This window comes from Pseudomonas sp. RtIB026 (assembly GCF_016861355.2).
Lineage (GTDB): Bacteria > Pseudomonadota > Gammaproteobacteria > Pseudomonadales > Pseudomonadaceae > Aquipseudomonas > Aquipseudomonas peradeniyensis.
Map to the genome: position 1 here is coordinate 5,646,571 of NZ_AP023348.2, position 14,002 is coordinate 5,660,572.

General features: G+C 66.7%; 12 protein-coding genes. 5 read left to right on the top strand and 7 right to left on the bottom strand.

Annotation, left to right across the window (positions count from 1 at the left end):
- Positions 1 to 166: 166 nt before the first annotated feature.
- Positions 167 to 1,141 carry a 2-hydroxyacid dehydrogenase gene (locus PRtIB026_RS25315; RefSeq protein ID WP_110735837.1) on the top strand — a complete coding sequence of 325 codons (975 nt, stop codon included), beginning with the start codon at positions 167 to 169 and terminating at the stop codon, positions 1,139 to 1,141.
- A 112-nt stretch (positions 1,142 to 1,253) separates the two neighbouring features.
- Here the strand turns inward: PRtIB026_RS25315 and PRtIB026_RS25320 are convergent, their stop codons facing one another.
- Positions 1,254 to 2,156 (bottom strand): DMT family transporter, encoded by a 903-nt coding sequence (locus PRtIB026_RS25320; RefSeq protein WP_203650618.1) that lies wholly within the window; start codon positions 2,154 to 2,156, stop codon positions 1,254 to 1,256.
- Positions 2,157 to 2,378: 222 nt separating this feature from the next.
- Between PRtIB026_RS25320 and PRtIB026_RS25325 the strand changes: the two genes are divergently transcribed.
- Positions 2,379 to 3,254 carry a helix-turn-helix domain-containing protein gene (locus tag PRtIB026_RS25325; RefSeq protein WP_203650616.1) on the top strand — a complete coding sequence of 292 codons (876 nt, stop codon included), beginning with the start codon at positions 2,379 to 2,381 and terminating at the stop codon, positions 3,252 to 3,254.
- A gap of 114 nt (positions 3,255 to 3,368) precedes the next feature.
- Here PRtIB026_RS25325 and PRtIB026_RS25330 read toward each other — a convergent pair whose 3' ends face one another.
- The 6 genes from PRtIB026_RS25330 to PRtIB026_RS25355 form a co-directional block, all read right to left on the bottom strand.
- Positions 3,369 to 5,771, bottom strand: a complete 2,403-nt coding sequence (locus PRtIB026_RS25330; protein WP_203650614.1) for a TonB-dependent siderophore receptor — start codon at positions 5,769 to 5,771, stop codon at positions 3,369 to 3,371.
- A gap of 180 nt (positions 5,772 to 5,951) precedes the next feature.
- Positions 5,952 to 6,923, bottom strand: coding sequence for a FecR family protein (locus tag PRtIB026_RS25335; protein ID WP_203650611.1), 972 nt, complete (start codon positions 6,921 to 6,923; stop codon positions 5,952 to 5,954).
- The gene (locus PRtIB026_RS25340; RefSeq protein ID WP_244670957.1) at positions 6,920 to 7,471 is read right to left on the bottom strand and encodes an RNA polymerase sigma factor; all 552 of its coding nucleotides are present in this window, start codon (positions 7,469 to 7,471) and stop codon (positions 6,920 to 6,922) included. Before PRtIB026_RS25340 ends, PRtIB026_RS25335 begins: the two co-directional genes overlap by 4 nt.
- 4 nt (positions 7,472 to 7,475) lie before the next feature.
- Positions 7,476 to 7,802 carry a DUF3325 domain-containing protein gene (locus tag PRtIB026_RS25345; RefSeq protein WP_203650610.1) on the bottom strand — a complete coding sequence of 109 codons (327 nt, stop codon included), beginning with the start codon at positions 7,800 to 7,802 and terminating at the stop codon, positions 7,476 to 7,478.
- Positions 7,802 to 9,364 carry a PepSY-associated TM helix domain-containing protein gene (locus PRtIB026_RS25350; RefSeq protein ID WP_203650609.1) on the bottom strand — a complete coding sequence of 521 codons (1,563 nt, stop codon included), beginning with the start codon at positions 9,362 to 9,364 and terminating at the stop codon, positions 7,802 to 7,804. Before PRtIB026_RS25350 ends, PRtIB026_RS25345 begins: the two co-directional genes overlap by 1 nt.
- A complete protein-coding gene (locus PRtIB026_RS25355; protein WP_186712930.1) occupies positions 9,361 to 9,666 on the bottom strand; it encodes a DUF3649 domain-containing protein in 306 nt (101 codons plus the stop codon). The genes PRtIB026_RS25350 and PRtIB026_RS25355 overlap by 4 nt, the downstream gene beginning before the upstream one ends.
- 179 nt (positions 9,667 to 9,845) lie before the next feature.
- Between PRtIB026_RS25355 and PRtIB026_RS25360 the strand changes: the two genes are divergently transcribed.
- The 3 genes from PRtIB026_RS25360 (at position 9,846) to fecA (ending at position 13,939) form a co-directional block, all read left to right on the top strand.
- Positions 9,846 to 10,340, top strand: coding sequence for a sigma-70 family RNA polymerase sigma factor (locus PRtIB026_RS25360; protein WP_203650608.1), 495 nt, complete (start codon positions 9,846 to 9,848; stop codon positions 10,338 to 10,340).
- 214 nt (positions 10,341 to 10,554) lie between these two features.
- Positions 10,555 to 11,481 carry a FecR domain-containing protein gene (locus PRtIB026_RS25365; RefSeq protein WP_203650607.1) on the top strand — a complete coding sequence of 309 codons (927 nt, stop codon included), beginning with the start codon at positions 10,555 to 10,557 and terminating at the stop codon, positions 11,479 to 11,481.
- 148 nt (positions 11,482 to 11,629) lie between these two features.
- Positions 11,630 to 13,939 carry a TonB-dependent Fe(3+) dicitrate receptor FecA gene (fecA, locus tag PRtIB026_RS25370; protein WP_203650606.1) on the top strand — a complete coding sequence of 770 codons (2,310 nt, stop codon included), beginning with the start codon at positions 11,630 to 11,632 and terminating at the stop codon, positions 13,937 to 13,939.
- Positions 13,940 to 14,002: the final 63 nt, after the last annotated feature.

Below are 14,002 nucleotides of genomic sequence, written 5' to 3' on the forward strand. Positions count from 1 at the left end.
TCTGGCAGACAGGGCCATGGGAGGGCTGCGCCCTCCATCGCGGCACAAGGCCGCTCCTACAGGGTTACCCGGCACTTGTAGGAGCGGCCTTGCGCCGCGAAAGGGCCGCACAGCGGCCCCGCTCTTCTGCCCGAGTCCACCCCACGCCTTGCAGAGAAGCAGCCCGATGAAAAAGACCGTCCTGGCCTTCAGCCGCATCACGCCAGCCATGGCCGAACGCCTGCAACAAGACTTCAACGTGATCGTGCCGAACCCGAAACTCGGCGACATCAGCGCCCAGTTCAACGAAGCCCTGCCCGAGGCCCACGGCCTGATCGGCGTCGGCCGCAAGCTTGGCCGGGCGCAGCTCGAAGGCGCGGGCAAGCTGGAGGTGGTGTCCAGCGTCTCGGTCGGCTACGACAACTACGACCTGGACTACTTCAACGAACGCGGCATCGCCCTGACCAACACCCCCGACGTGCTCACCGAAAGCACCGCCGACCTGGGCTTCGCCCTGATCATGGGCTGTGCCCGGCGCACCGCCGAGCTGGATGCCTGGACCAAGGCCGGCCACTGGCAGGCCACCGTCGGCCCGGCGCAGTTCGGCTGCGATGTGCACGGCAAGAAGCTGGGCATCGTCGGCATGGGCAACATCGGCGCGGCCATCGCCCGTCGTGGCCGCTTCGGTTTCAACATGCAAGTGCTGTACACCGGCAACAGCCGCAAGACCGCGCTGGAACAGGAACTGGGCGCGCAGTTCCGCAGCCTGGACGCCCTGCTGGGCGAAGCCGATTTCGTCTGCCTGGTGGTGCCGCTGTCCGACGCCACCCGCAAGCTGATTGGCGCCCGCGAACTGCAGTTGATGAAGCCCAGCGCATTTCTGGTCAATATCGCCCGGGGGCCGGTGGTGGACGAAGCGGCGCTGGTCGAGGCGCTGCAGAACGGCACGATCCGCGGCGCCGGGCTGGATGTTTACGAGAAAGAGCCGCTCGCCGACTCGCCGCTGTTCAAACTGCCCAACGCCCTGACCCTGCCGCACATCGGCTCGGCCACCGCCGAGACCCGCGAGGCCATGGCCAACCGTGCGCTGGACAACCTGCGGGCGGCGTTGCTGGGTGAGCGGCCGCGAGATCTGGTGAATCCGCAGGTGTGGAAACACTGAAAGGTTGCTGCCAACCGTTCTGCCTCTTCGCGGGTAAACCCGCTCCCACAGGGACTGTGCAAGCCGTGTGGGAGCGGGTTTACCCGCGAAGAAAACAGTGAAGATTAGCGCCCTACTTGGCCATGGCCGTCATTATGACCGGCCTGGATTTCGGCTTGCGAAACACCAGCACATTCCCCGCCATCACCGCCACCAGGCCCAGCAATGCCGGCGCCGTCCATTGGTAGCCCTCGGCGAATGCCGACACATTCAACGCCACCAGCGGGAACAGTACCGTGCAATAGGCTGCCCGCTCCGGCCCCATGCGTCCGACCAGGGTCAGGTAGGCGGTGAAGGCGATCACCGAACCCGGGATCACCAGGTACAACAGCGAGCCGATGTAGCGGGCGCTCCACTCCATGTCGAAGGGGATGCCCTTTGCCAAGCAGTACACCGCCAGCATCGAGGCGCCATAGAGCATGCCCCAAGCATTGGTGGTCATGGGCTTGAGCCCGGCCTTCTGCTGCACGCTGGAGAGCATGTTGCCGGCCGAGAAGCACAGCGTGCCGAGCAGGCCCAATCCCAGGCCGTACAAGGTCTCGCGGCTGGCGGCGTGGTGCGAGAGTTCCGGCCAGAACAGCAAGCCCAGGCCGAGCAGGCCCAGGGCGCCGCCACCGAGCACATTGGCGGCGATCTTCTGGCCGAAGAAGATCCGTGCATTGATGGCATTCCACAAGGTGGCGGTGGAGAACACCACGGCGATCAGGCCGCTGGCGACCCACTGGCTGGCAGTGAGGAAGCACATGAAGTTGACGCAGAACAGGCACAACCCCTGGGCCAGGCAAACCAGGTGACCACGCCGGTTCATCGGTTGCAGGCGACGGGTGAGCAGCAGGAAGGCGAACAGGATGAGCCCGGCCAGGGCGAAGCGGTAGACGATCGACACCGGGATGGCGACCTCGCCCAACTGCCATTTCAAGGCAATCCAGGTGGTGCCCCAGATCAGGACGGTGAGCAGGTAGAGCGACAGGTTCATGATGGACTCCCTCGACAGGTATCAGGCCTATCGCAGGGCAAGCCCGCTCCCACAGGGCGCATGCGACCTCGGTGGGAGCGGGCTTGCCCCGCGATGAAAACCCCATGAGCCCAGTTTCTTGCGCCATTGCTGTTCGGCGCTTGCATAAACTTGCGCTTTTCCTCCCCGGGTAGCTGCCATCCCGGTGCCGGCGCAGTACGATGGCCAGCAGAGGAACCGCCCATGCCCCCACTCGATCACCTGCAGGTCTTCAACGTCCTGAACGCCTCGCCCCACGCCAGGCTGGAGCTGAGCGCGCAACTGGGCGACGGGCTGGCGGCGGCCTTGTGGAGCAACCGCGACGATGCCCGCGACTACCAGGCGCCCAGCCATCACACGCTGTCGTGCTACATCGCCGACGGCACCGGCACCTTCCGTCGCCAGCGCCCTGGCGATCGCGGCGCACCGGACAAACTGTGCGTGATGCCCGCCGGCCACGAGTCGAACTGGGTGATCAACGGCTCGATCCGTCTGGCCCACCTGTATATCAGCGAGGAACAGTTCGCCCTTGGCTGCACCCGCCTGCTGGACCGCGAGCCGCGGGAGATGCAGCTACGCGAGGCGACCTTCCTCGACGACCCGCAACAGGCCCGGCGCTTCCGCGAGCTGATCGGCCTGGACTGGGCCGAGCCCGGCGAACGCCTGCTGGCCAGCAGCCTGGCCCACGACATCATCGACCACGCCGTGCTCAACCAGGTCGGCCTGCGCCAGGGGCTGAAACTCAAGGGCGGACTGGCACCGCACCAGCGTCGGCAACTGGTGGACTTCATCGAGGCCAACCTCGACCAACCGCTGACCCTGGGGGAGCTAGCGCTGCGCTGCAACCTGTCCGAATACCACTTCGCGCGGATGTTCCGGGCGAGTTTCGGCTTGCCGCCGCATCAGTACCTGCTGGCCCGGCGGCTGCAGCGGGCGTGTCGGTTGCTGCGCATGGGCACGTTGCCCCTGGGCGAGGTGGCGTTGTTGTGCGGGTTTGCCAGTGCCAGCCATTTCAGCAACCGGTTCAGGCAGGCGCTGGGGGCGACGCCGGGGGAGTACCGGGCGGCGTTTGCCGGTTGAATCCTGGGGCCGCGTTGCGGCCCTTTCGCGGCACGAGGCCGCTCCTACAGGAGACCGCGTACTTTGTAGGAGCGGCCTCGTGCCGCGAAAGGACCGCAAAGCGGTCCCGGCGATCTAGAACTCCAAGGTGCTCGACAAGCTCACCTGCCGAGCATCCCCCACCGCGACGAAATACCGGTTCACCGCCGAGCTGTAATACACCTTGTCGAACAGGTTCTTCACGTTCAACTGCAAGCGCACCTTGTGCTCGTCCAACTTCGTTTCGTAGCTGGCAAAGGCATCGGCCACGGTGTACGCCGGCAGGTCGAAATCATTGGTGGCGTTCCCCGCACGCTCCCCCACATAACGCGCACCAGCCCCCAGTCTCAGGCGATCGCCGCCGAACAGACTGCCATAGTCATACACCGCCGACAGCGAACCACTGTGCCGGGCGACATTCTGCAGGCGATTGCCCTTGAGCTGCGGGTCCTTGGTCACCTCGGCGTCGGTGAAGGCGTAGGCGCCGATCAGGCTCCAGCGCTCGCTGAGCTGGCCGGTCAGGTCCAGCTCGACGCCCCGTGAGCGCACTTCGCCCGCGTTGCTGTAGAGAATGGTGCCCGGCTGGGTGTCGCCATCGGCCACCAGCACGTTGCGCTTGGTGATGTCGAACAACGCCAGGGTACCGGTCAGCGCCCCCGGCACATCGAGCTTGGCCCCGATTTCCCAGGACTTGCCCTCCTCCGGCGCTATACCTGAGTCCAGGGTCAGGGTGCGGCCACCGCCGATGCTCAGCGGGGCGATGGTCGAGTTGGGCTTGAACGACTCGCTGTAGCTGGCATACAACGACAGCTGGTCATCGACCTTGTACACCACGCCCGCATGGGGCACCCAGGTCTGGTCGCTGGTGTCGGTATTGACGTTGAACGGCCGGCCGCGCCCGGCGTACTGGTCGTACTGCTGAAAGCGCCCGCCGGCCACCAGAATCCAGTGCTCGTCCAGGTGCCAGGCGTCCTGCAGGAACAGCGAATCGGTGCGCAGCTTGTCGGTCTGGTCGCTGTCGCTGGCGCGCACGCTGGTGCCTTCCACTTCGCGGCCATAGACCGGGTTCAGGTAGCTGAAGGTCGAGCGGCTATTCTGGCGGATCAGGTCGGCGCGGTAGACCTTGCGGTCTTCGTGGTCGACACCGACCACCAGGTCGTGGCGCATGCCCGCCAGCTCAACGCTGCCGTTGAGGCTGAGGGTGGCGAACTGGTCGCGGCTCAGGGCGCCCTGGGTGCCGTCGATGCTGCGTGACAGCGTGCCCTTGCTTTCATCCACGCCGGTCACGCGAACCTGGCTGGCGTCGTAGGTCTCGCGGTTGAAGCTGTAGCCGAAGTGCAGTTTCCAGTCATCGGCCAGGCGATGGTCGACCTCCAGGCGGTACAGGTCGGACCGGCCCTCCATGTCGTTGAACCGCTCGTCGAGGCGACGGGTGACGGGAATGTTCAACGGGTGGCCGTCGCTGCCAAAGGCGGTGCCACGGTCGAACGGGTAGAGAAACTCGCGGTGCTCATAGGCCAGCACCACCTGGGTGTCCTCGCCGTACCAGGCCAGCGACGGCGCCACTAGCGACTCGCGGTGCACGCCGTAGTTGCGCCAGTAGTCCTCGTCCTCGTGATCGACGATCAGGCGATAGGCCAGGTTGCTGTCGCCCAGCGCCCCGGTGCTGTCCAGGCCGCCGCCACTGCCGTTCTTGCCGCTGCCGTAGGTCGAGCCACGCAGGGTCAGGGCGTTGTACTGCTGCAATTGCGGGCGCTTGCTGACCACGTTGATCACCCCGCCCGGGTCCTGGATGCCATACAGCAGCGAGGCCGGCCCCTTGAGCACCTCGACCCGCTCGGTGCTGGCGTTGAGGGCGCGGCCCTGCACGATCGGCATGCCGTCACGCATGATCGAGCCGTCGCGGTTGTCGCCGAAGCCGCGCTTCATCACTGTGTCGGCGGTACCGCCGAAGTTGTTGCCCTGGGTGATGCCGCTGACGTTGTACAGGGCATCGTCCAGGTTGCGCGGCGCCTGGTCGCGGATCACCTGGGCCGGGACCACGTTGACGGCCTGGGGGATGTCCAGCGTCGCGCCCTGGCCACGCATGATCGAGGCGCTGGCCGGCGGCTGGTAGCTGTAGTCGTCCAGTTGCGAGTTGATGGTGGTGGCCTGCAGGTTCAGCGCGCCGGAGCTGTCGACCAGCTCCAGGGTCAGGGTGCGGGCGTCGAGGCGGCGCCAGGCCAGGCCCGAGTTGCCGAGCAACTGCTGCAGCGCCTGGTCGGCGTCGAAGGTGCCGTTCAGCGCCGGGGCCTGCACATCCGGCAGGACCAGGGTGTAGACCACGCTCTGCCCGGTGGCGCGGCTGAAGGCGTTGAGTGCCTGGGCCAGCGGCTGGCTTGGCTGGGCAAAGCTGTAGACCTGGCTCTGCTGCGCGGCCAGGGCCTGGGGCGCGATGGCGATAGCGGGCAGGGAGCAGAGGCCGAACCAGAGCGGGACGCAACGCGGGGTGAACTTCATGGACGCGGACCTGTGAGAGGGATGATCGTTTGCGAATGAATCGCACTTCCACTCACTACACGGATGCCGTGGGGGGATACCTCATCACCTGATCGAAAAATTTTTGCTGCACCGACGTCTTCGCGGGGCAAGCCCGCTCCTACAGGGACCGCGCAACCCCCGCGATGGCGTCGGATCAGGTCAACGCAAGACGGTCAGCCGCCCCAGCAGCGTCTGCCGCGAGAAGCCCATCACCTTGCCCAGCGAATCCAGCGCCGCCAGCGGTTCCGCCACCGGGAAACTGCCACTGACCCTGCGCTGCCCCAGCTCACCGTCAAGCAACAGGATCCGCCCGGGGTAGTAACGCCCAAGGTCCTCGACCACCTGCGCCAACGGCACCTGGTAATAGTTCAGCCAGCCCTGGCGCCAAGCCAGGCGGCTGTCACTGTCTACCGCCTCGACCCCACCAGCCACACCGTCGGCATAGGCCAGTTGCTGGTTGGCGGTCAGCTCGCGGGCCGCCTGCCCTTCGGCCGCTGTCACCGCCACGCGGCCGCTGCGCACGGTGACCTGGGCGCCATCGCCCTGCCCGCGTACCTCGAACTGGGTCCCCAGCACCCGCACTTCACCGCCCTCTGCATCCACCAGGAACGGCTCGCCGGTATGGGTCACCTCGAAGAATGCGGCGCCGCGCAACAACCGCACGCGCCGCTCGCCCTGGGCGAAATCCACCGCCACGGCTGTGCCGGCGTCCAGGGTCAGCCGCGAATGATCGGCCAGGGTCACCTGCCGCACCTGCGCGCCGCTGGTGTAGTCGGCACGCAGGTCCTGCAGCCAGAACTGCGGCTGCCAGCCCGCCGCGCATCCCAGCGCCAGCACAAGACACGCCGCCACCGCCAGGCCGCGCCACGGCCGCTTGCGCGCGGGTCGGCGCATGGCGTCCAGGTACTGTTGCAGGCCCTCTCGCTCCTCGGCCGCCAGCCGCGCCGCCGGTGCTTCGCTCAGGCACCACAGCGCCTGGGCCTCGGCATAGGCCTGGCGATGGGCCGGGCTCTCCAGCAACCAACGCTTGAACGCCGCGCCCTCGGCCTGCGCCGGCTGCTGCTGGATGCGCCCCAGCCAGCGCAGGGCGGCCTGGGACTGGGCGGCAGTGATCGGCTGTTCAAGACTCATCGACGGGCGCTCCCTGGCCGGCGCAGTGAGGACGCGGGTTCGGCGACGCTCGCCTTGCACGCTTCGAGGGCGCGCATCATATGCTTTTCCACCGCGCTCTGGGACAACTGCATGGCCTTGGCGATCTCACCGTAGGTGCAGCCATGGATGCGGTTGAGCAGGAAGATCTGCCGCGTGCGCTCGGGCAATGCCCGCAGGGCCGTCTCGATACGCTGCAGGTCGTGGTCAACTTCCAGGGCCTGCTCGGGAGCCTGGCTGCCCTGCGGCTCCTCGGGGTCGTGCAGGCCTTCGGCGGCCCGGTCGCGGCTGCCTTCGCTGCGCAGATAATCGATGGCCAGGTTGCTGGCGCTGCGCAGCAGGTAGGTGTCGAGCGCCTCGACCTTCACCTCGGGGCGCCGCCAGAAACGCAGGAACAGGTCCTGGACCAGGTCCGACGCCGTGGCGCGGCAGCCGACGCGCCGGCTGACCAGCGCCTCCATGCGTGCGCGCTGGGCCAGGAACACCTGGAGAAAGCGCGCCCGACCACCGCCAGCCTCGGAGTCGCTCAAGGGCCTAGACCGCCAACACGGCCAGCAGCGGTCCGAGCACCAGGCTGGCGAGAGCCGCGCCGAGCAGCAGGCGCGGCTGGTAAGGCAGGCCGAACACCCACAGCGTCACCCCGGCCATCAGCACGGCGATCCACTCCACCAGGCCCAGGGCCAAGCCGCGCCCGTGCACGGCGAGGATCAACGACAGCAACAACAACGCCCAGCCCCCGACCTTCAGGGCTCGCAGTTGCCGGCTCGTAGGCTTGCGCCCGAGCAGGTCGTTGAAGTGCTTTTCCATGGCCAGGCACAGGCCGGCGAAACCGGCGAAGCCCATCAGCGCGACACCCAGCATCAGCTCGCCTCCACGGTCTTGGCGGCGCGTGGCGCACGCTTGGCGACCGGCTTGGGCGCACGCAGCATCTTGCCGGCGGCCCAGGCCAGGAACAGGCCGGTGGCCAGCGCCGTCAGGTCGAAACCTGCCATCGCCCAGTCACCCGCGGCGATGGAGTGATCAAGCCCCTTGTCGGTGGTCAGCGCGTTAAGCACCGGCAGCACGGCGAACGCCAGCGCCCCCAGGGTCAGTTGCTCGCCCCAGGCACGGCGCCCGCTGCGCAGCATGGCGTGGAGCAATGACGCACCCCAGGCCAGGAAGAAGGCGTTTATCTCCCAGTCGGCCCGCCCGTCCATGGCCGTCGGCAGCAGGCGATTGGCCCAGAAGAACGCCGCCACCCCCAGCAACAGGCCGCTCATGCTGGCGATGTTCAGCACTTCGACCAGGCGCAGCTCGCCAGGCATTCGCTCGCTCTTGGCATGCTTGAGCTGTCGCTTGCCCAGCCACATCACCAGCCCCGTGCCGATCACCGCCGTGCCGGCCACGCCGAAGACGAAGTACAGCCAGCGCAGCCAGGGTCCGGCGAAGTTGCCCATGTGCAGGCCGACGAAGGTGAAGGAGGTGGTCATCGCCGCGCTTTCCGGCGCGCCACGTCGCAGCAGCTCGCCACTGACGCCATCGAAGGTCCAGATGGCACTGCGCTGGTAGGCGACGCTGTCGGCCGAGGCGCGGGTGAAGGTGACCCGGGCGTTGCGGTCGCCGGGATTGTGCACCTGGATGTAGCCCATGCGCGCACCCGGCGCCTGTTCCTGGACCTTGGCGTACAGTTCGGTCAGTGGTGCCAACGGCGCGGCCTGAGCCGCCGTCTTGGGTACTTCGTCGCGGCCGAACACATCGTTGAAATAGCCGCTGCTGTCGCCGTAGCTGGCCAGGATGCTGGCCGGCATGACCATGTACATGAAGATCACCAGGCTGCTGTAGCTGATCATCAGGTGGAACGGCAGCACCAGCACGCCGATGGCGTTGTGGCCATCGAGCCAGGAACGCTGGCCCTTGCCCGGGCGGAAGGTGAAGAACTCCTTGAAGATCTTCTTGTGGGTGATGATCCCGGTGACCAGCCCGAGCAGCATGATGAAGGCGCAGAAGGTCGACAGCCAGCGGCCCCAGGGGTGGGGCATCTGCAGCTGGAAGTGGAAGCGGTAGAAGAACTCGCCGCCACGGCTGTCACGGGCCTCGACCGCCTCGCCGGAGCGGGCGTCGAGTTCCTTGTCGGTGAAACCGCGGCGCCCGCCGCCGTTCGGGTCGCGCCAGCTGACGCTCAGCGCCGCCTCGCGCTCGCTGGGCAGGCGGATGAACCAGGTGCTGGCGTGGCCGGCATTGGATTCCAGGTAACGCTGGGCCAGCCCGAGGCTGCTCACCGGGTCAAGCGGATGGCTCTGCACCTCGGGCTGGGTCCAGTGGCTGATTTCTTCCTTGAAGTACGACAGCGTCCCGGTAAGGAAGATGGCGAACAGCAGCCAGCCGAAGATCAGGCCGGTCCAGGTATGCAGCCAGGCCATGGCCTGGCGGAAGCCTTCTTTCATGGCAGGTTCATCCAGTAGGCCAGCGCGTTGATCAGCCCCAGGGCCAGGCTTGGCAGCAGCACGCCCAACCAGGCGCGCCAGGCACTGCGGCAGGCGAAGCACCAGATGAAGGCGATCAGGTAGAAGACGAACGACAGCATCATCCCGGTCATCGTCGCGTCGGCCTGGGTCATCGGCGCGAGCAGGGTGATGCAGACACTGGCCATCGACGCCAGCAGGTAACCGCCCAGCAACGCGGCCAGGCTGCGTGAGGTCACGGCCAGGCGGTAGCTCAGGGGAAGGCCGGCGGCTTTGCTCTTCATGGCGAGGGTCCGGGAATTGGGGTTGCAATACTAATGATTTCAATTCTCATAAGCAAAGCATGCCGGCGCCAGCGGTAGGCATGCCTTGCGTCGGCAGCGATTGCCGAACACCGGTGGCATGAATACAATGCGAACAATTCTTACTTCCAGTTGCGCTTTGCGGCGCCGGAGTCGTATCGGTGTCCAGTGCCCTCTCTTCCACCGTCGAAGGCCTTTACCACGCCCATCACAGTTGGCTGACCGGCTGGCTGCGACGACGCCTGGGCTGCCCGCAGAGTGCCGCCGACCTGGCCCAGGACACCTACCTGCGCCTGCTCCAGGCCCACGAGGCACCGCAGCTGATCGAACCCCGTGCCTTCCTCACCACCGTGGCCAAGCGCGTGCTGTGCAATCACTTCCGCCGCCAGGAGCTGGAGCGCGCCTACCTCGATGCCTTGGCCCAGTTACCCGAGCAGGTGGTCCCCAGCGAGGAAGACAAAGCCATCATCCTCGACACCCTGCTCGAACTCGACCGCCTGCTCGATAGCCTGCCACCGCTGGTCAAGCGTGCCTTCCTGCTGGCCCAGGTCGATGGCCTGGGCCAGGGGGAGATCGCCCGCGAGCTGGGCATTTCCCTGGCGACGGTCAAGCGCTACCTGCACAAGGCAGCCTTGCGCTGCTATTTCGCCTTGTGAATCCTGCCTTTCGAGGTTTTTGCGATTTTTTGGATATGAACGCTCCAATTCAAGATTGCCGGGGTCGCTGTGCGACCCTTTCGCGGCACAAGGCCGCTCCTACAGGGGGCGCGGTCACCTGTAGGAGCGGCCTTGCGCCGCGAAAGGGCCGCACAGCGGCCCCGGCAAATCCAAACCGGACGCCAATTTTCAACACTTTGGAAGGGCTGCCCCTGTGAACGCTGCCTTTTCCTCGCAGATCGCCGAACAGGCGGTGCACTGGCTGATCGAGTCGCAGAGCGACAATTTCGACCAGCACCAGGCCCTGGAGCGCTGGCTGCAGGCCGACAGCGAACACCAGCGGGCCTGGGCCCATATCCAGCAGGTCAACCAGCGCCTGCGCGGCGTCGCCGCCCCGGTGGTCCACGCCACCCTGCAGGCGCCGCCTTCTCCGGCCAGGCGTCGTGCCCTCAAGGCGCTGCTGCTGGCAGGGGTGGCCAGTGCCGCCGGGCTGGGCCTGTACCCGCACAATCCATTGCCCGGGCTGATGGCCGACTACCGCAGCCCGGTCGGCCAGCGCCGCCGCCTGACCCTCGACGACGGCAGCCAGTTGCACCTGAACACCCGCAGCGCCGCCGACGTGCGCTTCGATGGCCGGCAGCGCCTGGTGCGCTTGCAGGAGGGCGAGCTGCTGCTCGAGGTGATCAACGATCCACGTCCGCTGCGCCTGGCCACGGCCCAGGGCGAGCTGCATCTGCACAGCGGACGCTTCGACGTCCGTCAGTTCGATGGTTTCAGCCTGGTATCGGTGTTCAGCGGCAGCGCCAGCGTGGCCGGCACACCGCTGCTGGCCGGGCATCAGGCACGTTTCGCGCAAGGCGGCTGGCAGGCAATCGCACCGCTGGACCCTAACCGGGCGGCCTGGGTGGAGGGCATGCTGGTGGTGTCGCAGATGCGCCTGGGTGACTTTCTCGCCGAGCTGTCGCGGTATCGACTCGGGCAGTTGGGATGCAGCGAGCGGGTGGCCGATCTACGGATTTCCGGATCGTATCCGCTGGCAGACAGTGAGCAGATCCTGGAGATGCTGGAAGTGACACTGCCGGTAAAGGTGCGGCGGTTCACCCGGTACTGGGTGTCGCTCGAGGCTGCGTCAACGGGTTGAGAGGCAAGCAACCGACATGGCCATCGCGGGGCAAGCCCGCTCCCACGATTATCGGCTCCAACCCAAAATTATTTCAAATCAGTTGAGCCATTTTCCAAACCTCGCGTGACAGAGAAGACAGAACCCCTTGTCACAGGACCTCCGTCACATGCCCCTGCGCCTCAGCCCCCTCGCCTACGCCCTGATCCTCGCCGCCCCGCTCGCCCTGGCTGGAGAGCCCCGCGCCTACCACATCGCGCCCGGCACACTGGAACAGGCCCTGAACCAGTTCGGTCGCGAAAGCGGCGCGCTGATCTCGTTCAGCCCGGGCCTGACCCAGGGCCTGAGCAGCCCGGGCCTGGAGGGCCAGTACGAGGTCGGCCAGGGGCTCGATGCCCTGCTGCGCGACAGCGGCCTGCAGGCGCGCCAGGAGACCGACAACGCCTACAGCCTGCAACCGCTGCCGGCCATGGGCGGCAACGCCCCGGTCGAGCTGGGCGCCTCGACCGTGGTCGGCGACTGGCTGGCCGAGGCCCGCCAGGACAACGTCTTCGAACATGCCGGCGCCCGCGACGTGGTGCGCCGTGAGGAGTTCGAACGCAGCGGTGCCAGCAGCGCCCGCGAAGTGCTCAACCGCATCCCCGGCGTTAACGCCCCGGAAAACAACGGCACCGGTAGCCATGACCTGGCGCTGAACTTCGGCATCCGTGGCCTGAACCCGCGCCTGGCCTCGCGCTCCACCGTGCTGATGGACGGCATCCCCGTGCCCTTCGCCCCCTACGGCCAGCCGCAGCTGTCGCTGGCACCGATCAGCCTGGGCAACATGGACGCCGTAGACGTGGTGCGCGGCGGCGGCGCGGTGCGCTACGGGCCGCAGAACGTCGGCGGCATCGTCAACTTCGTCACCCGCGCCATCCCTGAAGAAGCCACCTTCAAGGCGGCGATGCAGAACCAGATCAGCCCCTCGTCCAGCCAGGATGGCCTGAAGAACAGCGCCAACCTGCTGATCGGCGGCACCAATGCCAACGGCCTGGGCGGCGCCCTGCTCTACTCCGGCACCCGCGGCAGCGACTGGCGCGAACACAGCGACACGCAGATCGACGACCTGATGCTCAAGGGCAAGCTGCAACTGGACGAAGCCAACAGCCTGCATGCCATGGCCCAGTACTACGAGGGTGAAGCCGAGATGCCCGGTGGCCTGAGCACTGCCGCCTTCGACGCCGACCCGTACCAGTCGACCCGTCTGAAGGACAAGTTCTGGGGCCGCCGCACCCTGTTCAACCTGGGCTACGACTACAAGCAGGACGACCGCCAGTTCAGCGTCAACAGCTTCTTCACCAAGACCTTGCGCAGCGGCTACCTCGACCAGGGCAGCTTCGTCTCGCTGTCGCCACGCGAGTACTGGGTGCGCGGCATCGAGACCCGCTTCTCGCAGGGCGTGGCCCTGGGCGACAGCTGGCACGAGCTGGGTATCGGCTACCGCTACGTCAACGAGGCCGGACATGAACTGCGCTACCGCGAGCCCGTCAACGGCGCCCTGCCGACCACCGCCAGCCGCAACGACCGTGACACCCGCGGCAGCACCGAAGCCCACGCCATCTACCTGGACGACCGCATCGACATCGGCCGCTGGACCATCACCCCGGGCATCCGCTACGAGATGATCGACTCCGAGCAGAGCAACAAGCTCAATGGCCAGCAGTACCAGGGCAGCTACAACACCGCCCTGCCGGCACTGAACGTGATGTACCACCTCACTGACAACTGGAACCTCTACGCCAACACCGAAGGCTCGTTCGGCAGCGTGCAGTACAGCCAGATGCCCAACCGGGTCAGCAGCGGCGAGGTGAAACCGGAGAAGGCGCGCACCTGGGAAGTCGGCACGCGCTACGACAACGGCGACCTGCAGGCCGAGATCGGCGCATTCCTGATCAACTTCGACAACCAGTACGAAAGCAACCAGACCAACGACTCGGTGATCGCCCGCGGCGAAACCCGTCACCAGGGCATCGAGACCAGCGTGCGCTACGCCCTCGACGGACTGAGCCCGGCGCTGGTCGGTTTCGACGTGCACGCCGGCTATGCCTTCGTCGATGCCACCATCCGCGAGGACGGCCCGAACAAGGGCAACCAGGTACCGTTCTCGTCCCGCCACAAGGGCACGCTGGGGATCGGCTACACCGAAGGCCCGTGGCAGTTGAACCTGGACAGCAGCTTCCAGAGCAGCCAGTACGCCGACAACGCCAACACCGGCGGCGAGAGCGCCGACGGCAGCACCGGGCGCATCCCCGGCTACATGCTGGTCAGCACCCGCGCCGGCTATGACTTCGGCCCTGCGCTTTCGAACCTGAAGGTGGCGGTGGGAGTGAAGAACCTGTTCAACCGCGAGTACTACACCCGCTCGTTCGACGACAACAACAAGGGCAAGTACGTGGGCGAGCCGCGGACGCTGTATGTGCAGACGTCGGTAGCGTTCTGACGGCCCATGACGCCTCCCCCTGTAGGAGCGGCCTTGTGCCGCGAAAGGGCCGCGAAGCGGCCC